The sequence below is a fragment of the Paenibacillus herberti genome, from assembly GCF_002233675.1.
Taxonomy (GTDB): Bacteria; Bacillota; Bacilli; order Paenibacillales; family Paenibacillaceae; genus Paenibacillus_O; species Paenibacillus_O herberti.
Map to the genome: position 1 here is coordinate 1554199 of NZ_NMUQ01000001.1, position 19536 is coordinate 1573734.

Sequence of the window (19536 nt, forward strand, 5' to 3'; positions counted from 1 at the left end):
CCCACCGTTTTAAAAACGTGGGTTTCTCTATACTCTGACGTCGGGCCTCAACGTCCTGACGTGTTTTTGAGCGTCTGTGGGAATTGCAGCGTAATCGTCGTTCCTTTGCCTGGTTTACTGAACACATCGATCTGTCCTTCATGCATCTCTACGATGCGTTTGGCGATCGACAAACCGAGTCCCACTCCGCCCGTGATACGGCGTCTCGCACCATCAACCCGATAAAATCGCTCGAATAGGTTCGGAATCTCGGTCTCGGAGATACCAATGCCCTTGTCGGTCACATGAATGCGCACCGATTGCTTCACAGAGCTGACCGTCACGTCGATCGGTTCCTTGCTGTACTTGATCGCGTTGTCCAGTAGGATAACGAGTAACTGGCGGATCTTATCCTTGTCAGCCGACATTTTGAGCCCAGTCGTAGAGGTATGAACACGAATCTGCCGCTGGAACGTTGTCTGCAGCATGCCGGCAAGCTCATCGACCATTTGAACGACATCAAAGGTTTGCAAGTTCAGCCAGTCTTCCTGCTCCGCCTCAGCCAACATCAGCATGGACTTGGTGAGGTTTTGCAGGCGCTCCGCCTCCTTGGCAATTGCCTCGATCGCTTCGCCGCGAATGTTCTCGTCATCCCGGCCCCAGCGCTTCAGCATGCCCGCATAACTGACAATAACGGTCAGCGGCGTTTTCAGCTCATGGGAAGCGTCTGCGACGAATTGCTTTTGCCTGGCAAACGTGCGATCCAATCGCTCAATCATCTGATTAAAGGCGCGGATCAGCTGAAGCAGCTCAGCCGACTCCTCTTTGTCCCCTATCTCAATGCTTCGCAGCTTGCCGCTCCGGTCAATCTCGCGCATCGTCTGCACCATATGCTGGATTGGCGCGGTTAATCGTGAGGTGAACCAGTAGGTGCCGAAGATTGCAAAAAGAATCGCCCCGATGCTTGTCACAAAGAGCGCCGCCACCAGAACTTTCATGTAACTGTCCTGCAAATTCAACTTACGCTCGATTTCTAACATGCCGATAATTTCCGAATCCTGATAAAGGGGAACCTTCATGTACAGCACACGGGTGCTGTCAACGAACATCTCTCCTTGTTCATGAGAAGACTGAAATTTGACCGGCAACGCTAGAAGGTCGGTGTCCGACCCTTGCAGATTGACCGTTTTGCCGTCAGGCGTAATGATTCGGATCAATTCATTCACATTGTAGAACTCCCGCAACAGACCCTCGTCGGACAGCTGCTCCTTGTCCATGATTTTGCTGTTTTCGAGAATTAGGTTCACCTTGTTCGTCATCACCTGCTGCTCGCTGCGGGTCGTAATTTTGGTCATGAATAGATAAACAAAAATGTTGAATAAAATCAAGATGAAAATCAACCAAAAAATGGTGAAAAGCGTGAATCTCTTGCGGAGAGTCATGCCTCAGGCTCCTTCATCATGTAGCCTACACCGCGCACGGTGTGAATCAGCTTGTGGCGGAATCCCTTATCGAGCTTCTGACGTAAATAACGGATATAAACATCGACAAGATTGGTCTCGCCCATGAAATCATACCCCCATACTTCGGATAAAATTTCCTCACGAGACTTCTCTTCGTTTTTATGCTGAGCAAGGTACACCAACAGTTCGAACTCACGTGGTGTGAGGTCAATCGACAGCTCCTTGCGGAACACTTTGCGCGTTCGCAGCTCCACGGTCAAATCCCCGATCTTAAGCAGATCGGAGCCCTCTGTCTCCTTCGGGTTCTGTTGGAAAATGCGAAGCAGGTTGCGGACCCGGGCAAGCAGCTCCTCCATTGCAAACGGTTTTGTTACATAATCATTTGCGCCATGCTCGAAGCCGCTGACTTTGTCTGGAACTGTATCCCGGGCTGTGATGAGAATGACGGGGATGGGGTTGCCTGCCTGCCGCAGCCGACGCAGCACCTCAATGCCGTTCAGCTCCGGCAGCATGACGTCGAGCAGCACGAGGTCCCACTCTCCAGAGGAGGCTTGCAGGAAACCGCTGCGGCCGTCCAAAGCATGTCCGACCTCATACCCCTCATGCTCCAGCTCAAGCTGCAGAATACGGGCAATGCTCTCTTCGTCTTCAATCACCAGCACGCGTTCATTCATTCTAAGATGTCACCTGCTTTCCTGTAGATTGCACCAGGGCCGGCGTTCAGCTCTGGAGCTGTTTCATCGACCAGGACTCAACGTCCCAAGTCTTCGTCACCCAATCCTCATAGAAATCGGGTTCATGCGAAACGAGTACAACTGTACCGCGATAAGCTTGCAGCGCGCGCTTCAGCTCAGCCTTGGCGTGAACGTCCAAGTGGTTCGTCGGCTCATCAAACAGAATCCAGTTGCTCTCGTGGAGCATCAGTTTGCACAACCGTACTTTAGCTTGCTCGCCGCCGCTCAATTGGTTGAGTGCACGGGTAATATGCTCGTTTTTGAGTCCGCAACGCGCCAGTGCCGCCCGTACCTCATGCTGGTTCATCCAGGAAAATTCATTCCAAACATCGTCCAGCGGAGTCATTGTAGGCGCCTTGGCTTCTTGTTCGAAATAGGCTGGAAGTAAATAATCACCGCGATAAACTTCGCCATCAAGCGGCTCGATGCGGCCAAGAATCGTCTTCAGCAGCGTCGACTTACCGACGCCGTTGCAGCCGACAATGGCAATCTTGTCGCCACGTTCAATCAGCACATCCATCGATGGAATCAGAGGTTTCGCGTAACCGATGCTGAGACCTTTTGCCTCGAAGATCGTCTTACCGCTCGTACGGCCTTCCTTGAAGGCGAATGTCGGCTTGGCCGCTTCTTCCGGCTTATCGATCCGATCGATCCGATCCAGCTGTTTCTCACGGCTTTTGGCCCGACCAGAGGTCGAGGCGCGCGCTTTGTTACGCTGGATGAAGTCCTCTTGCTTCTTGATGAAATCCTGCTGCTTTTCGTATGCTCCCAAGTGCTGGGCTTTATTCAATTCCGCCATCTCCAGAAACTTCTCATAGTTGCCCGTATAGCGTGTCAGGCGAGTGAATTCCAGATGGTAGATGACGCTAACGACCGAGTTCATGAAGCCCGTGTCATGGGAAATGAGCATGAAGGCATTGGGGTAGTTGCGCAAATATCCGGCCAGCCAAGTAATATGCTCCTCATCCAAATAGTTCGTAGGCTCATCCAAAAGTAGGACCGTAGGCTTCTCCAGCAGCAGCTTGGCAAGCAGTACTTTTGTGCGCTGACCACCGCTAAGTGCGGATACATCGCGGTCCAGACCGACTGCGTTCAAGCCGAGGCCGTTGGCCATCTCCTCTACCTTCACGTCGAGCATGTAATAATCACCAATCTCCAGCTCTTCCTGAATTTCGCCCATGCGTTCCAACAGAGCGTCCAGATCGGCATCCGGCTCGCCCATAGCAGCCGTTACCTCTCCGAGCTCCTTCTCCAGCTCCAGCAGCGGAGCGAAGGCATCGCGCAGTACGTCGCGAATTGTCTTGCCCGGTTGCAGCTTTGTATGCTGATCGAGGTAGCCGTAGCGGATTTTAGGCGTCCACTCAACGCGGCCTTCGTCTTTCAATTGTTTGCCTGTAAGAATATTCATAAGGGTTGATTTTCCAGCTCCATTGGCTCCTACAAGCCCAACTCGTTCTCCTGCCAACAAGCGGAAGGAAACATCCCTGAACAAAATCCGGTCCCCGAATGTATGTGATAAATTTTCTACTGTTAATAAGCTCATGAGTTGTTGAATTCTCCATTCCTGTTAGATACAAAAGTCATGGGGAATATGATCGCCCCTAATAGGTTATTGTACCATAACCTGCCCCCTGTTGGCTTCCCCTATTGCTTATAATTTAAGCGAATCGCATATTGCCGTTGCACGGCTTCGGTTAGCGGCTTCATGCTCGCTCTAAGCCTGCTGGCCGAGCGTCCCTTGCGAGGAAGCGGAAAACCCTGCCAAAGCATCATGTACCAGTCCTCGGGCGGAAGAAAAGGGATAAAGGCATCTGGTCGGCACGGCAGCATGCCCAGCCATTCCCTCCGTCTGGCAAAAGTAACATCTTTATTGGCAGCCCACAGCATCCCTTTGCTTGTTCTTGTCCCTCTGCTTGTTCCGCGCTCACTAGTTCGAAGTTCTCCGGTTAGTTCTTCAAGCAGCTCCATCCTCTCCGCGGACCAGCGCGAAGGATCGGGATCAGCAACAGCGATAATCAAGGAAGACGAACGAAGCCTATTTAATGCTTCTGGCCGCTCCCAGCCGGAGGACCAGTCCAGTAGTTGAATTTGGCGTCCATCTCCGTGCAGCATGAGACCAAGACGCGCATCGTCATCCGGCCGAGACTGGGACCCAGCATGTGGTCCTTTTAATAGCCATTCTACCCCGCCCTCGCGCAGTGTAACATATCGAGGATCTAACGCTGTCGGCAAAGAGCCGGAATTAGCGCCCAGCAGCGCATGCCAGTGTGGCTGTCCGGACTGGATTTCTACAGCCTGAACGGAAAAACCGATCTCGGCCAGCAGCCGGGCCAACATCAGGGTAATGAAAGTGGCGCCGCTCCCAGGAGAAACAGAAAGAATCGATACTTGCACTTGTTGGCTATCGCCTACAGCTTTGCCGCTACTGAATCCGCCCTGTCTCAACCCAGTCGCTAGAGGGGTGCTGCGTTTACTGTAAAAGTCTACCGCTGCCCAGTCTGCAATTGCGGCTGCCGCCTCCATCATACTGGTAAACCTGCGGCCACGCTCCGGCTGCAACAGCCTTTCAAGCCATGGCGGCAAAGCGCCGCGGCCAGCGTGACCGCGTAGAGCAAGCTCCGGCAGCTTTCCCGTCAGCAGCAAGCAAAGCAGGCAGCCAAGCCCGTACATATCCGTACGTGCATCGCTTTGCTGGCCTGTCAGCTGCTCCGGAGCGGCATAACCTGGCGTTCCAAGCTGGGTCGTATCCGCTGCCTGGGAGGGGAGAAAGCGCCTTGCTATGCCAAAATCGATAAGCTTCACCCCCCCAGCCCGATCGATCATGACATTGGAAGGTTTGAGATCGCGATGCACGATCGGCGGCGACTGTGCATGCAAGTAACCAAGCGCCGAGCATAGCTGCAGCGCAATGGAAGCCGTGTCCGTCGCCGACAAAGGAGCTTCCCTTGCTGCTATTAGCTCCTCCAGCGTATGTCCCTCCACATAGTCCATTACAAGCATCTCGCCACGGCCGTTTTCCGCCGGAAAATAGTCATACAACTGCGGCAAATGAGCATGGGAGAGCTGCATCTGCATATGCGCCTCCTCCACACTCAAAAGCTCCCCTGCTCCGCCCGCAGGCTTGAGCTTAAGCGCACGCAAACGGCCGTCCAGCCGCAAGTCTTCTGCGGCATAAACCTGCCCCATACCGCCTTCACCTATCTGGCGCAGGATGCGGTATCTCCCTCCGGCGATGTCTCCCGGCAGGAAACTTGCCTCGCCGTCATTCATCCGTCTGCCCGTATGCTCAGTTCTCATCCCATTTCTCCCACCTTTATCATTAAATAAGCGATTTTCAAGTTAAAGCCGGGGTTGGAATGGAGGAAGTTTAGGGAGCATATTGATTCTGTTTATCCTGCTCGTTCTCGTCACTCCATGCTTTCCTCCTCGAGACTGCTCCCAGGGCGAGGATTCAAATGACATATCATCTTCCACTACCGAAGGATTTGACATTTTTAATGAATCGCGTTATTCCTTTATTTGGTATAATTTATTTGGCGAACAGGTAAATCCGAACCCTAGCATTGTTTTGCCGCCATATGGCGGGGTCAACACTTTGAATTACGAATTGATTATTCAGGTGGCACCACCAACTCTACCCAGTATTATAAGCGTGCAAGTTCTGATTTGACTGTTCTTACCTTTGAATTACAGAGTAGAATCTCTTTATTCGGAAAAAGAAACCCTTCGATTAATAATGTCAATAGTGCCTTCAACTTAAACTATGATATTGCTGCCACTAGGCTAGTTATTTCCAATGGAAAATCTTTTATCTAATAAAAAAACCGCTGAAGACAGCGTCCTCCGCATGGAGACACTGCCATTCAGCGGGATTCTTTCCCGTTTGTGCTTACTTATTACTCGCTATTGTTGCTATTTCTGCTATATTGCTGACTGTTTGCCGTTGGCTGGCCTATTGCGTGCTTGTTTGCCTGCCTCTTACAGTGTCTTACTTGTTCCTCTGTTACTTCTTCTTCATGTACAGCGTCATTTCCTCCCGATTATGGAAGAGCTGTCTCGCGCCGAGAATTTCGAACTGCTCGCTAAAGCGGCTCATCACCTCGCGGATCGTCTGAAGCGGCTTGCGATGCATTAGCTTCACCGTAACAATCGCCGTCCCGCCGCTTTGCAGCGCGGGGGTGAGATCCTGTACGAGCCGACACATCTGCATCGGACTCCAGCTCATATCGCAGACAAGCAGATCAAAGCTATCTGGATCGAACTTAACTTCCGATGCATTTTTGCGCAGCACCGTCAGTGTTCGATACGCCCGTAGCGAAGGATGCAGCTCTGCCGGATCGACCGCTGTCACCTTCAGCCCCCGCTCAAGCAGCAGGGACGTCCAGCCGCCGGGAGCAGCACCGATATCAAGCGCATGCTTGAAGTTGGCATAGTCCAGTCCAAACTCACGCTCCGCTTCCAGCAGCTTGAACTTGGCGCGGGAAATCTGCCCGTCTTCCTTCTGGAAGCGCACAGCGCCGCCAGGCCAGTCGCTCAGCATTTCCTCTGGCGTGCCGATGCCCGCATATAGCGTGTCCTTAGTGGCATAAATGGACACCAAGCGATCCGGCTGCTTGTGTGCAGGCTCCGCGCCAGCTTCGGCAAGCACGGCATCTAGCAAAGCGCGGGTATCCGCTGCTGAATAAGGATATGGGCTTCCGTCCGCCTTGCGTACATGGACGCCAACCCGCATTCCGGCGAGCTTGCCCCGGCAGAGCCGCAGCCAGTCGCCGAGCCAGTCCAAATCATCCGCATCTAGCGACAAAGTGCGGGATGCATCCACAGGCTGGAGATGACGCAAGAAAATCGGCTTGCCCTCCCGCACGGTTTGCAGCACTGCCTCACGATCTTGCGGCAGCTGCATAAGGAAAACCTCTCCGGGCGATAGCTGAGAGAGCGACAGCCCGTCAAACAGGCGGCGCAGCTCCTCCATTGCATAAGAGGAATAATTTTTATTCGCGGTTCCGATCCACTCCGTCAATTGTTTGCACCATCCGCTCTTACTTTTATCCAGGGCCGTCCATAGGCCCAATCTACTTCGAGTGGAAGCCCGTAGGCTTCAGACAACACCTCGCCCGACAGCACCTGCTCCTTCGGTCCCGCATGCAGCAGTCGTCCTTCATGCAGCAGCGCTACATGGGTGAACATTGGCATGATCTCCTCCATGTGATGAGTCACATAGATGACTGTCAGTTGATTCGTTGATAGCCTATCAATCTGCGCCAGTAACTTCTCGCGCTCATGCAGATCAAGCGCTGAACAAGGTTCGTCGAGAATGAGCACTTCCGGGGAGCTCATCAGCGCTCTGGCCAGTAACACCTTTTTGCGCTCTCCTTGCGAAAGAGTGCCGAACGGCTGCTCCGCCGCATGAGCGAGTCCCGCTTGCTGGAGCAGCAAGATCGCCTTTTGTTTAACGGCAGGATCAATCTCCTGATAGAACCGCAGAAAAGCGTATTCCCCTGTCGCAACAACTTCCCACACAGAGTCGGCGAGCGCTAACTTCTCGACCAGCGATTGGCTGATATAGCCGATGCGCTTGCGCACTTCGCGAACATCACATTCCCCGAAGCGGTTGCCCAACACATCGACAGTACCCGTGCTTGGAAACATATAACCGGTCAGCATTTCTAGCAACGTCGTTTTGCCCGAGCCGTTGCGACCGAGAATGACCCATTGCTCCCCCGCTTCGATTTTAAGGCTGACATCACTTAGTATCGTTCGTTGTTCCCTCTGCAAGCAGAGGTGGTTCAGCTCGATGATCGACATTCTCATTCCCCCTGTTGCAAGCGATAAGCCTTATCGTCCGTAGGACGATTGTTGATGAAAATGAAAATACGAGAATGATGAAAAAACGCTCAGCCTTCTCCGGCAGCCGCCTCCGAATTTGCAATGGATGCCGTACTGCTATCGCCGCCTGTCTCCAGTGCCTTCTTCAGCGCTTCGTCGGTCAGAGGACCGCCATGCAGCGTTACGCCAGTCGGCAGCGCGTCGGACAAACGCTTGTACATCTGCTGTCTCCCAGCTTCGCTCGAAGTGTGCAGATAGATTTCGCGCGGGAACCTCCCGCTGTCCGCGATCCAGGAAGCGACCTCGTAACCGGTCGGCTCGTTCCAACCCAAATCATAATCAAGAGAAAGCATGCCAATCTCACCGGATTGCAGCAGGACAATACACTCCTCTGCCGTCCGTGCAAGCATGAATCCCTCCGGGCAGTGTCTAAAATCATCCAGATACAGATGAATCATCCGAGCTTCTCCTCCTCTTCCAGCATCCTGCGTAGCTGCTGCAGATGGGTTCCGTCCGCATCTGAAGCGGTCTCAAGCACGGCGGGTACGCCTGGAAAATGTTCCAGCAGCCAGGCGATGCCGGCCATGCCAAGCTCTCCTTCGCCCAGTCTAGCGTGGCGGTCGCGACGCGATCCGCTCGCATACACCGAGCCGTTGACATGCAGCGCGAGTACATGGTCCTTAGCCGCTTGTCCAGCGGGACTCGAAGCCCAAGCGGGGCTTGGGCTTCCGTCCCATACACCGCTCGCGAACAGATGGCAGCTATCCAGGCAGAAGCCCAGCTTGTCCGGTTCGCGACAGAGGGAGCGGATCTGCACCAGCTCCTCCAGCGTCATGCCCATGAAGCCATGGTTGCCGGCTTGATTTTCGATCAGCAGACGACAGCTCCCCTGCCAGCGCTCCGTGATAGAATCCAGCGTCGCGATCATCAGCCTGTAACCTTCCAAGGGATCGCCTTCTTTGTACACTCCAAAATGAACAACAACGCCAAGCGAGCCGCAGCTCTCCGCGATGTCGAGGTCATTCAGCAGCGACAAAGCTGTCCGCTCTCTAACTTCCGCACTCGGCGATGCCAAATTGCATGGATACGGAGAATGCGCGATGGAGGCGATTCCCTTTTCCCGGCAAAACTCTAGGCAGCGCGCCGCATCGCTGCGATCGAAAGATTTTACCCCGAGGCTGCGCGGATTCTTAGGAAAATATTGAAAGGAGCCGCAACCAAGCGCATACGCCCGCTGGGCCGCAGCGAGGTACCCGCCACGAGTGCTAACATGAGCTCCCCGCCGGTTGCCGGCCGCCATTGTTAGCGATCCCGCTGGCATTTCGGGCAGAAGAACACCTTGCGCGAAGCCTGTTCCTCTTGCACAATTTTGCCTCCACAACGGCTGCAATCGCCGTCCGGACGGTCATATACCTTGCACTCATCGTTATATCCACCAGTCACGGTATCACCGGTTTGGAAAGGATTCTCCATATATCCGCCGCGAGCCTTAGCTTCCAGCAGCACGCTGTGCAAAGCGTCATAAAGTCGAGCAATTGTTGCCGGTTCAAGCGAGCTGATGCGAGCGCTCGGAAGCACTTCCGCCTGCCAGGCAATCTCATCCCCATAACAATTGCCGATGCCTGCAAGCACGCTTTGGTCCACGAGAGCTGTTTTGAGCGCGCTGCGCTTTTTGGTCATCAGCCTTTCAGTGAATCGCTCCAGCGTTAACCGAGGGTCCAGCGGCTCTGGGCCGAGTGCCGCCAGTCGAGCATCGGCATCGCGGGCAGTCAGTAGATGCAAATACCCAAGGCGAAGCCCGATAAAGTACAAGTTACCGTTCTCGAACTCCAACTTCACCTGTACCGTGCGATCCGGCTTTTCCTCTTCCGTGCCAAAAAACATCCAGCCACCGAGCATCAAATGGAGCAACAGCCGCTGCCCGTTGTCGAGGTGGAAAAGAAGATGTTTGCCTCGGCGTTCGACAAACCAGATGGTACGGCCTTCAACCTGGCGGATGAACTCATCCACAGGTATATTCAGCGACTTCTCTCGACCCACCTGGACGGATCGGATCCGCTGACCCGCTACAGCGGTACCAACGAGCATCCGGTAGTGGTCCATCTCGGGATATTCCGGCATATTCTGTTCGCATCCTTCCTCATGTTAATCCTCTGTACCGCGTACCTCACTTATGCGCCTTAGGCGCGCAAAATATACCTCCGCAGCTCATCGAGGCTGACACAGGAGGCGTATGGGGAAACATTTGCCACAGTCGCATAACGTTCGTAGTTGGCAGCATCGGTAAGTCCCGTCAGCACCAGGATAGTACGACAGCCAGAGTTGTCTCCAGAAGCAATATCGGTCGCCAAATTGTCACCAACGACCCACACTTCTTCCCTCGTCACACCGAGCCTGCCGAGCGCATAGTCCATCAGCACTGGCGAAGGTTTTCCGATGAGTACCGGCTGTACACCCGAGGCGGCCTGGAGCATCGCCCCAATCGAACCAGCCCCTGGAAATAGCCCTCCCTTGGAAGGAAGGAGCAGATCCGGATTCGTCATTATGTAAGCTGCTCCCGAGAGCAGCTCGCGCACAGCGGCGGCAGCCTGCTCATAGGTGAAGCGGCGATTGATGCCTTGCACAACAGCATCGGCAGCTTCCTCGACCAGTTGCAGCCCTGCCCCTTCCAGCTCTTCGGCCAAACCTTCTTCGCCGACCATGAAGATTTTACCGCCAGGATAATGCTCTGCCGCGTAGGCAGCCGCAGCCTGAGCCGAAGTGCATACCTCGTCGGCACTCGCGGGGATGCCCATCGCCCTCAGCCTTTGGGCTACAGCAGCCGGGCTGGCTGAGGAATTATTCGTTACATATTTATAAGGAACTCCAGCTTCGCGAAGCGCCTTCATTAACTCTGGCGCTCCCTCGATTACTTCATCGCCCCGATAGATCGTACCGTCCAAATCCAGCAGGAGCCCGCTAATGCGCCGATCCGGCTCACGCAATCCGGGCAAATCATGTTGTAGCTTTTCCATCATCTGCCTGCCTCCAATCTTGCTTCGGCTGCGCCAAACTTGCGGAGCAGGCGATCCCTGCGTCGACGCAGAGCTTCGAGCTCGCTGCGCTTACGAGCGTCCCGCCTAACAAGCGGATGCGAAACAGCGAGCACGAGTGCCTCCTCTGCCAAATCCAATGCGGCAGAGAAGTTTTTGCCCTTATGCTCATAGTACATAGCCAGCTCGACATGAGCTTGCCAATCCGGGATCGCAGCCACAGCGAAGCCGGCCGCAGCTTTCTGCCACAATACCACAGCACGCTCCCAATTGCCAGCCTTCTTGTCCCTCATTGCCAGGCCATGCAAGGCTCCAGGAGGAACGAAGTCTCCCTTGGTAAGCAGTGCAAACAGCCGCTCGGCTTCGTCCTGCTCGCCCATCCGTTCGAGCCATAATCCGGTGCGCAGCAGCTCCTCCGCTCCCTCCGGCATCGGGAACCCGCTGCCGGCCTCGCCGCCGAGCAATTGCCCGAAGCGAATGCCGAGGCATGCCAGCGACACCATATCCTGCTCATTGTGCCGGAAAACGCCTTCCAGCACCGCAGGATCTCCTTCGGCCAAATAGCGGAAATATAGCGTTGGCGCCAGAGAGCCCGGCACATCATCTAGCCGGAAAATGCCGAGCCGTTCCTCCTCTACATGGCTAAGCCTGCATGAAGTGAGGGTGTTTTTCCAGATGCTGCGGGAGGGATGCAGGAAGTCCAGATGCAGCAGCTCCGGCAGCTCCCGGCCAAGCCCGTTCATAATAAGTCTTGTTTGTACGAGCGGCCAGTCGAATGAACGGCCGTTGTATGTCGCCAGCCAGCGGAAGCGAGAGAGCAACAACTCCAGCTCGGTTAACATCGCCAACTCCTCAGCGGGATGGCGGATTAGAAATTGACGAATGACAAAAGCGTCCGACTCATAATAGGCAAGTCCCATCATGAACGCAACATTACCCGTTCCTCCGCCGAGCCCCGTCGTCTCCAGGTCAAGGAAAAGCACCTCTCCTGGCGTAGGAACTCCTCCGCTTTCCGGGTGGAATGCCTTTAGGCGGGACGCAGCCGGCAGCCATTCGTCTAGCTGGTGAATCCCGCTGCGATGCGAAAGCGGCAGGCGCAGCCGCCTCTCCAAGCACTCTCCGGCTTCGACGGTGAGCAGGCGCACACCGAGCGCCGCCCATTCCGGGCCGGCATCGTCGCTGAGTGTATTCGCTTCAACAAGCGACTGAGCTTCCAGTTCGGCTCCTGACCGCGGACCAACTGCGTGGGCATCCTCGGCCTTTGGTCCATCCGCTTGAACTTCCCCAGCCTTCAGATCATTCGCTTGAGCACCCTTAGCCTTCAGCCCGTTCTCCTGGGCTTCCTCAACCTGAGACCCATCCACCAGGGCCTCCTCGGCATTCAGCCCGGCCGTCCCAGCCTCCTCGAACTGCAGCCCGTCCGTCTCAGCCTCCTCAGTCTGCGGCTTGATGCCGCGCAACCGGTTCATTCGCTCGCGCATTCCGCTCATGAGCGCACCGCCTGTGCGATCAGCTGCCTCGCCTGCGACTTGCCGAGCAGCCCGACCTCTTCGATCGGACCGACACATGCCGGGCATCCGCTCAGGCAGCTGCAGGAAGAGATTAGCCCTTTGGCGCGTTCCAGCAACTCATCATGTACCTCGTACAAACGCTCGGCGAGACCGATCCCGCCTGGATACCGATCATAAAAATAGATCGTCGGCAGCTGCGTATGCACCGCCTTCACCTGCGGCACGACCCGTATGTCCAGCGGATCGCACATCAAATAAAGAGGCGCGATGTGCACAAGCACATTCGCTAGGCCGAGCAGTGCGAACTGCATCTCATTCGTTCCCATGTCGGCCGCCGCCTCCGGGCTGAAGCTGAACCAATATCCGCTCGTATGCAGCTCCTCTTCCGGCAGATGAATGGGGCCGGAACCTATGTTCTCATGCGTACGCAGACGAATTTTTTTGAAAATCGTCGGCTTGGCATTAACCGTCAACTCGCCGTATTGCAACAGCAATTGCCCGCTTACTCGCTCCTTGTCAGAATGGAGCACCTTGAGCTCTACGGCTAGGCTCGCATCCGTATAATAGTCCACGTTCACCTGGCGTACGTAGGCTTTCTTTTCGGGAAAATCAAGCTTCTCGACCTGATACTGGACGCCCTCATGAATATAAATAGCCTCCTCGTGGATAAGCGTCGGTGCGCTGAAACGGTCGACCTCGCCAAGCACCCGGTTGCCCTCAGTCAGATCGATAATAATGAAGTTCTCCTGCGCCGCAGAGCGCAGCGATATACCATGAGCCGGAAAGCTCTGCTCCATCCAGTACCAGCGATCCTTCACATAATGCAGCACCTTTTCCTCCGTTAGAAACTCCAGCATGTCCTCCAGCCTCTCGCCCCCGAATCTGTCTCCAGCCTTGAAGGGCAGCTCGTAGGCGGCGCATTTGACATGGTCGATCAGAATGAGCAGATTATCGGGATGAATGAGTGCACGCTCCGGCGGAGCGCTGAAGAAAAAGTCCGGATTCTGGATCATGTACTGGTCCAAAGGATTGCTGCTCGCCACCATAAAAGTAACCGAGCTCGTCTGACGCCTACCCGCTCGACCTGATTGCTGCCATGTACTGGCCACCGTTCCGGGATAACCGTTGAGCACGCAAGCTTGCAGCTGGCCGATATCGATGCCGAGCTCCAGCGCATTCGTACTGACGACGCCGCGAATCTCCCCGCTGCGCAGCCCCTTCTCGATCTCGCGCCGTAGCTTGGGCAAATACCCGCCTCGATAGCCGCGAATCGTCCGATCATCCAGCTTGCCCCTAACCGCATCCTGGAGGTAGGTGAGCAGCAGTTCCACACGAACGCGGCTACGCGCGAACACGATCGTTTGCACACCTTGTTTAAGCAGTTTTGCAGCGAGTCGACGGGTTTCCAGAACGCTGCTGCGGCGGATGCCGAGCTGCTGGTTGACGACAGGCGGATTATAAAAAATAAAATGCTTTTCGCCCATCGGCGCCCCATTGTCAGCTACAAGTGCCATTGGTGCACCGGTCAGCCGCTCCGCATGCTCCAGCGGATTCTCGATCGTCGCCGAGGCGCAAATAAACTGCGGCGTTGAGCCATAAAACTGGCAGATGCGCAGCAGTCTGCGGATAACATTGGCGACATGGCTGCCGAACACGCCTCGGTATGAATGCAGCTCATCGATGACGATGTAGCGGATATTTTCGAACAACTTCACCCACTTCGTATGATGAGGCAGAATGGCTGAATGCAGCATGTCGGGATTCGTAACGACGATATGACACGCATTGCGGATCGCCTGACGCACCTGAGGAGGTGTATCTCCGTCATATGTATGCGTTTTGAGATCAACCTCCATCAAATCGGCCAGCGTTTGCAGCTCGGCGACCTGATCTTGCGCGAGCGCTTTAGTAGGGAACAGATAGAGCGCCCTGCCCCCTTCATTTTCGAGAAGGGACTGCAGCACCGGGAGGTTGTAACAAAGGGTTTTACCAGAAGCCGTAGGCGTCACAGCAACAATATTTCGACCCCCGCGCACTTCACGATAGGCATCATCCTGATGGGTGAACAGCCTGTCGATGCCTTTTTTGCGGAGGGCGTCAGCCAGCTTGGGATGCAGATTGTCCGGGAATTCCCTAGCGCGCGCCTCGCGTGGAGGGATCGTTTGCCAATGCGTCACATGGTCCATAATTTCGGGGTCCTGCTTCAGCTCCTCCAGCCAATCGTCAAGGCCGTCCGCTCTGCCCGTCCATCGGTTCATGTGCTTCACTCCGTTTCTCTTTCTAGTGTTTCTATTGTACAGAATACATGTTCGGTTCGCAATCATAGAACCCTACTAATTAGCTTCATTTATGTTTAATGTAATTAAATTTAAACTAGATTAAACGAAGCGAGTCGAATCGCTTGGCGCTAGACGTGGGCTCAATTTTGACCCGAGTCCTTCGCTCCCTATCACTAAACAGAAAAATGGCTCCCGCCTCATTAGGAGGTAGGAGCCATTGTTTCATTACCATTTACGACAAGCTAGAGTCTTGCGGCAACTCACCGCGACGCGGAATTTGTATCGACATCAGATCCGCTCCAGCATACGATTCCGGGAACACGGAGCGTGCCTCCTGCAGCAAGGCAACCATATCCTCATCGCGATAACGGCTGCTGATATGAGTCATATACAATCTCTGCGCACCTGCTGCACGAGCCGCTTCAGCCGCTTGCAGAGTTGTCGAATGGCCGTAGGCAGCGGCCTTTTCCGCCATATCGCCTTGAAAAGTAGCCTCATGAACGAGCAGATCCGCTCCCTGGGCCAATTGACCAACTCCGTGACAAGGTACCGTATCACCGAGAATAGCAATGATGCGGCCCCTCAAATCCGGCCCTGTCACATCCCCACTACGGACAAGCTGGCCGTCTGGCAGCATGACATCCCTGCCGTTTTTGAGCTGGCCGAGCAGCGGGCCGAACGGTACGCCGAGTTCTCGCGCCTTGGCCGCATCTAACGTGCCAGGTTTGTCCTTTTCGACTATTCGGAAGCCCCAGCAAGGAACTCGATGATTCAAAGGATGTGCCTCCACGATTAGCTCCTCATCCTCATAAATGACCCCTGCCTCCAGCTCGGTAATGATCAGCTCATAATCCAGATGGGAAGAAGTCAATCGGAACACCGCATCGATATAATCCTTGATCCCTTGCGGCCCGAAGAGCTGCAGCGGTCCTGAGCCGGCATGATAGGAGCGAGAGCTAAGCAGCCCTGGCAGACCATTAATATGATCTCCATGAAGATGAGTGATGAACACAGCCTCGATTTTGTTCAGCTTAATCGGAGTGTTCATCAGTTGATGCTGGGTTGCTTCACCACAATCGAACAGCCAGATCGAGCCGCGCGGCTGGGGAAGCGTCAACGCCATCGAGGTTACATTCCGCTGCCTCGACGGCCTGCCTGCCCCAGTACCGAGAAATGTAAGCTCCATGCTTTCGCCTCCCCTTCCATCCCTATCTATTTCACAGCTTTGAACCAGGCACGTTGCACTAAGCTTTGTCTACGTTGAAATACTGCGCCTCTGGATGGGCAAATACCATTGCTGATACAGACGCCTCAGGCTCCATCATGAAGCCTTCTGTAAGCTCCACGCCGATATCCTCTGGTTTCATAAGCTCGAACAGCGGACCCTGATCCTCCAAATTCGGACAAGCAGGATAGCCGAACGAAACCCGAATGCCTTGGTAGCGCGCGCCGTGACGCTGCTTCATCGTCATTTCCGGTGGGTCCGGATAGCCCCAAACATCCCGCATCATATGGTGAACGCGCTCCGCAAGACCTTCCGCGACCTCAAGTGCAACGGACTGCAGAGCATGGGAACGCAGGTAATCCCCCTTGTCCTTCCAGGAGCTAGCCAGCTCCCGCACGCCTTCTCCAGCTGTAACGACGAGGAAACCTACATAGTCCATAACGCCGCTATCAACACTGCGCAAATAGTCCGCCAAGCATAGATAAGGCTCCACTTGCTGCCGAGGGAAGTTGAAGCGCTTTAAAACACGGGTCTGATCCTCAGGATCGTACACGAGAATGTCATTACCGTCGGATTGCGCTGGGAAGAAGCGATACATACCTTGCGCTTTCACGATTCCTTCTCGGGCCGCTTCATAGAGAATAGTGTCAACGGTGTCTTTTAGACCCATCACTTTTTCATCCCGTTTTTCGAGCAGCTCCTCAACTTTCCCGCGAACGCCAAGATGATGACCAAGCAGCATCTGCATATTCACATAGGGAACAATCTGAGGGATCGGAACGTTGCGCAAAATATGGCGATCCAAGTCAGGTGGAATAAATACAGGCGCATTCTGTGAAATACCGCTGCGTACCGCGCGCGTCAGTTCAGGCAGCTTTGGCTTTTCCTCCACCGCAACGCCTCCGGAAGCTTTAAATTCGGCCAGCTCGTTCTCCATGACAGAGCGATGCTCCTTATTCATCAGCTTGTTCGCCAAATCCAGCCCTTCCATCGCATCCTTAGCATAAAGCACAAGACCATCGTACTCGGGAATGATGCGCGTTTTGGTGAATTTGCGGGTCAGTGCCGCTCCTCCAACCATAATTGGCACGTCAATGTCGGCATTGCGCAAATCCTGCGCCGTAATGACCATTTGCTGCGCAGATTTCACCAGCAGACCGGACAAACCGATCGCATCCGCCTTCTCTCGGCGCTGAGCCTCGATTAATTGCTCTGGCGGAACTTTAATTCCCAAGTTTACGATATGATACCCATTATTGGAAAGGATAATCTCGACCAAGTTTTTACCGATGTCATGTACATCGCCTTTGACGGTGGCCAAAATGATCTTGCCTTTGACCGAGGACTCCTCTTTCTCCATGAACGGCTCCAGATGCGCAACGGACGCCTTCATCACCTCGGCGCTCTGCAGCACTTCGGCCACGATCAGCTCGTTTTTGTTGAACAGTCGGCCGACTTCTTCCATCCCTTTCATCAGCGGGCCGTTGATGATTTCGAGCGGGCTGTACTTCTGCATCGCCACATCCAGGTCAGGAATAAGCCCTTCCTTAGTGCCTTCTACTACATACGATGCCAAGCGCTCTTCCAGCGGCAGGCTGGATGTTTTATCCCTTTTCTCGACTTTTTTCTCGCGGAATGCAGCGACAAACGCCGCCAGCGTCTCATCATTAGTTCGGTAAATGAGATCCTCTGCCAGCTTCCGCTCATGGTCCGGGATGGATGCGTAACGCTCCAGCTTCTCGGTATTAACGATGGCATAATCCAGTCCAGCCTTGGTACATTCGTACAAATAAACCGAGTTCAGTACTTCACGGCCCGCCTCCGGCAGTCCAAAGCTGATGTTACTGATGCCGAGAATCGTATGACAACGCGGCATCGCCTGCTTGATGAGACGAATGCCTTCAACCGTCTCTTCAGCGGAGCCGATGTATTGCTCGTCACCAGTGCCGACAGGGAACATCAACGGGTCGAAAATAATATCCTCGGGCTGCAAGCCGTATTTGTTGACGAGCAGATCATAGGAACGCTGTGCAACTGCCAGCTTGTCCTCTCGCTTGATCGCCTGGCCGGTTTCATCAATCGTACCAACGACGACAGCTGCGCCATATTTGTGGATAATCGGGACGACTTGCTGGAACTTCTCCTCGCCATCCTCCAGGTTGATCGAGTTGATAATCGCCTTGCCCTGGGAATATTTCAAAGACAGCTCGATGACCTTCGGGTCAGTCGTATCAATGACGAGTGGAGCCTTCACCAGCTTAACGACAATCTCCAAAAAGAGACGCATGTCCTCGGTCTCGTCGCGGTCAGGGTCTTGTAGGCAGACGTCAATGACATGGGCGCCTTTTTTTACTTGAGCGCGAGCGATCTCAGCCGCTTCCTCGTATTTGCCCTCGACGATGAGCCGCTTGAACTTACGGGAACCGAGCACATTCGTGCGCTCGCCGACCATGTATGGCCGATTATCCGGCTCGATGTAGACGGTCTCAATGCCGGACACGGCTGGAGCATGTGAGCCACTCCGTGGGCGTGGCGGGTAGTTCGCCATCTTATCAACAAGCGCCCGAATATGAGCTGGCGTCGTTCCACAACAGCCTCCGGCGATATTTAGCCAGCCTTGCTCGGCAAAAGCGCCCATTTTGATTGCAAGCGACTGAGGGGACTCGTGGTACTGGCCGTTCTCATCAGGTAGGCCGGCATTGGGATAACAGCTGATCGCCGCATGGGAAATGTCGCTAAGCGTACGGATATGATCGCGCATGAATTCCGGACCCGTCGCACAATTAAGCCCGATGGAGATCGGATTGAGATGTTCCAGTGAAATGTAGAAAGATTCGATGTTTTGTCCAGCCAGCGTCGTGCCCATCGGCTCGATCGTGCCCGAAATCATCAGTGGCAGCTGCACGCCGGTCTGCTCGTAAGCCTGACGGATGGCGATGCTGCCAGCCTTGACGTTCAGCGTATCCTGAGAAGTTTCCAGCAGCATGGCGTCCACGCCGCCCTCGATAAGGGCAACCGCTTGCTCCATATAGCTCTCTACAAGGCCTTCAAAAGTGACGCCACCTGTAACGGAAAGCGTTTTGGTCGTAGGCCCAATAGCGCCCACAACAAAACGCGGATGCTCGGGCGTACTGTACTTATCAGCCGCTTCGCGGGCAATTCTGGCTGCAGCCAGGTTAATTTCGCGGGCTTTTTCCGGAATATCGTACTCGGCAAGTACGATGCTTGCACCGCCGAACGTGTTCGTCTCAATCAGGTCAGCTCCGGCCTCAAGATACTGCTCATGAATGGTGCGAATTACGTCGGGTCTGGTCAGGACAAGCATTTCATTGCAGCCATCCAGCTCCTCGCCGCCAAAATCGTCCGCAGCCAAATCGGCCTGCTGAATCATCGTGCCCATAGCTCCATCCATAATGAGGATGCGCTTTTCCAGCATTTCGTGCAAAGTCGGCTTCGACAACTCTCTACACCCTTCCCCCCAAAAATC

General features: G+C 54.5%; 14 protein-coding genes. All 14 read right to left on the reverse strand.

Annotation, left to right across the window (positions count from 1 at the left end; translation table 11 throughout):
• Nucleotides 1-47 precede the first annotated feature (47 nt).
• The 14 genes from CGZ75_RS07140 to metH all read right to left on the reverse strand — a co-directional run bounded on the left by CGZ75_RS07140 (nucleotide 48) and on the right by metH (nucleotide 19509).
• Entirely contained in the window at nucleotides 48-1421 is a 1374-nt protein-coding gene (locus CGZ75_RS07140; RefSeq protein WP_089523528.1) for a HAMP domain-containing sensor histidine kinase, read from the reverse strand.
• Complete coding sequence (locus CGZ75_RS07145) at nucleotides 1418-2116, reverse strand: response regulator transcription factor (RefSeq protein WP_089523529.1); 699 nt, start codon at nucleotides 2114-2116, stop codon at nucleotides 1418-1420. The genes CGZ75_RS07140 and CGZ75_RS07145 overlap by 4 nt, the downstream gene beginning before the upstream one ends.
• 46 nt (nucleotides 2117-2162) lie before the next feature.
• The gene (locus tag CGZ75_RS07150) at nucleotides 2163-3719 is read right to left on the reverse strand and encodes an ABC-F family ATP-binding cassette domain-containing protein (protein WP_089523530.1); all 1557 of its coding nucleotides are present in this window, start codon (nucleotides 3717-3719) and stop codon (nucleotides 2163-2165) included.
• Between the two features lie 101 nt (nucleotides 3720-3820).
• Nucleotides 3821-5473: a serine/threonine protein kinase gene (locus CGZ75_RS07155; RefSeq protein WP_089523531.1), complete on the reverse strand. Its 1653-nt coding sequence runs from the start codon at nucleotides 5471-5473 to the stop codon at nucleotides 3821-3823.
• Nucleotides 5474-6179: 706 nt separating this feature from the next.
• Complete coding sequence (locus CGZ75_RS07160) at nucleotides 6180-7196, reverse strand: SAM-dependent methyltransferase (protein ID WP_245850735.1); 1017 nt, start codon at nucleotides 7194-7196, stop codon at nucleotides 6180-6182.
• Entirely contained in the window at nucleotides 7193-7975 is a 783-nt protein-coding gene (locus CGZ75_RS07165; RefSeq protein ID WP_176444808.1) for an ABC transporter ATP-binding protein, read from the reverse strand. The genes CGZ75_RS07160 and CGZ75_RS07165 overlap by 4 nt, the downstream gene beginning before the upstream one ends.
• A gap of 95 nt (nucleotides 7976-8070) precedes the next feature.
• Nucleotides 8071-8460, reverse strand: coding sequence for a cyclic-phosphate processing receiver domain-containing protein (locus CGZ75_RS07170; RefSeq protein ID WP_089523533.1), 390 nt, complete (start codon nucleotides 8458-8460; stop codon nucleotides 8071-8073).
• The gene (locus tag CGZ75_RS07175) at nucleotides 8457-9302 is read right to left on the reverse strand and encodes a deoxyribonuclease IV (RefSeq protein ID WP_089523534.1); all 846 of its coding nucleotides are present in this window, start codon (nucleotides 9300-9302) and stop codon (nucleotides 8457-8459) included. Before CGZ75_RS07175 ends, CGZ75_RS07170 begins: the two co-directional genes overlap by 4 nt.
• Nucleotides 9303-9304: 2 nt before the next feature.
• Entirely contained in the window at nucleotides 9305-10123 is an 819-nt protein-coding gene (locus CGZ75_RS07180; RefSeq protein WP_089523535.1) for an Fpg/Nei family DNA glycosylase, read from the reverse strand.
• Between the two features lie 59 nt (nucleotides 10124-10182).
• Nucleotides 10183-11019, reverse strand: coding sequence for an HAD-IIA family hydrolase (locus CGZ75_RS07185; protein WP_245850736.1), 837 nt, complete (start codon nucleotides 11017-11019; stop codon nucleotides 10183-10185).
• Nucleotides 11016-12524 carry a ribonuclease H-like domain-containing protein gene (locus CGZ75_RS07190; protein ID WP_176444712.1) on the reverse strand — a complete coding sequence of 503 codons (1509 nt, stop codon included), beginning with the start codon at nucleotides 12522-12524 and terminating at the stop codon, nucleotides 11016-11018. Before CGZ75_RS07190 ends, CGZ75_RS07185 begins: the two co-directional genes overlap by 4 nt.
• Nucleotides 12521-14803 (reverse strand): DEAD/DEAH box helicase, encoded by a 2283-nt coding sequence (locus tag CGZ75_RS07195; protein ID WP_089523537.1) that lies wholly within the window; start codon nucleotides 14801-14803, stop codon nucleotides 12521-12523. The genes CGZ75_RS07190 and CGZ75_RS07195 overlap by 4 nt, the downstream gene beginning before the upstream one ends.
• 253 nt (nucleotides 14804-15056) lie before the next feature.
• On the reverse strand, nucleotides 15057-16010 hold the full coding sequence (gene rnz / locus CGZ75_RS07200; RefSeq protein WP_089523538.1) for a ribonuclease Z: 954 nt from the start codon (nucleotides 16008-16010) through the stop codon (nucleotides 15057-15059).
• 58 nt (nucleotides 16011-16068) lie between these two features.
• Complete coding sequence (gene metH / locus CGZ75_RS07205; RefSeq protein WP_089523539.1) at nucleotides 16069-19509, reverse strand: methionine synthase; 3441 nt, start codon at nucleotides 19507-19509, stop codon at nucleotides 16069-16071.
• Between the last annotated feature and the right edge of the window lie 27 nt (nucleotides 19510-19536).

Bases quoted from the DNA above. Each gene is read 5' to 3' on its own strand.
- CGZ75_RS07185 (WP_245850736.1), bottom strand. From the start codon at position 11,019: ATGATGGAAAAGCTACAACATGATTTGCCCGGATTGCGTGAGCCGGAT.
- CGZ75_RS07195 (WP_089523537.1), bottom strand. From the start codon at position 14,803: ATGAACCGATGGACGGGCAGAGCGGACGGCCTTGACGATTGGCTGGAG.
- CGZ75_RS07140 (WP_089523528.1), bottom strand. From the start codon at position 1,421: ATGACTCTCCGCAAGAGATTCACGCTTTTCACCATTTTTTGGTTGATT.
- rnz (WP_089523538.1), bottom strand. From the start codon at position 16,010: ATGGAGCTTACATTTCTCGGTACTGGGGCAGGCAGGCCGTCGAGGCAG.
- CGZ75_RS07150 (WP_089523530.1), bottom strand. From the start codon at position 3,719: ATGAGCTTATTAACAGTAGAAAATTTATCACATACATTCGGGGACCGG.
- CGZ75_RS07155 (WP_089523531.1), bottom strand. From the start codon at position 5,473: ATGAGAACTGAGCATACGGGCAGACGGATGAATGACGGCGAGGCAAGT.
- CGZ75_RS07145 (WP_089523529.1), bottom strand. From the start codon at position 2,116: ATGAATGAACGCGTGCTGGTGATTGAAGACGAAGAGAGCATTGCCCGT.
- CGZ75_RS07190 (WP_176444712.1), bottom strand. From the start codon at position 12,524: ATGAGCGGAATGCGCGAGCGAATGAACCGGTTGCGCGGCATCAAGCCG.
- CGZ75_RS07175 (WP_089523534.1), bottom strand. From the start codon at position 9,302: ATGGCGGCCGGCAACCGGCGGGGAGCTCATGTTAGCACTCGTGGCGGG.
- CGZ75_RS07170 (WP_089523533.1), bottom strand. From the start codon at position 8,460: ATGATTCATCTGTATCTGGATGATTTTAGACACTGCCCGGAGGGATTC.
- CGZ75_RS07180 (WP_089523535.1), bottom strand. From the start codon at position 10,123: ATGCCGGAATATCCCGAGATGGACCACTACCGGATGCTCGTTGGTACC.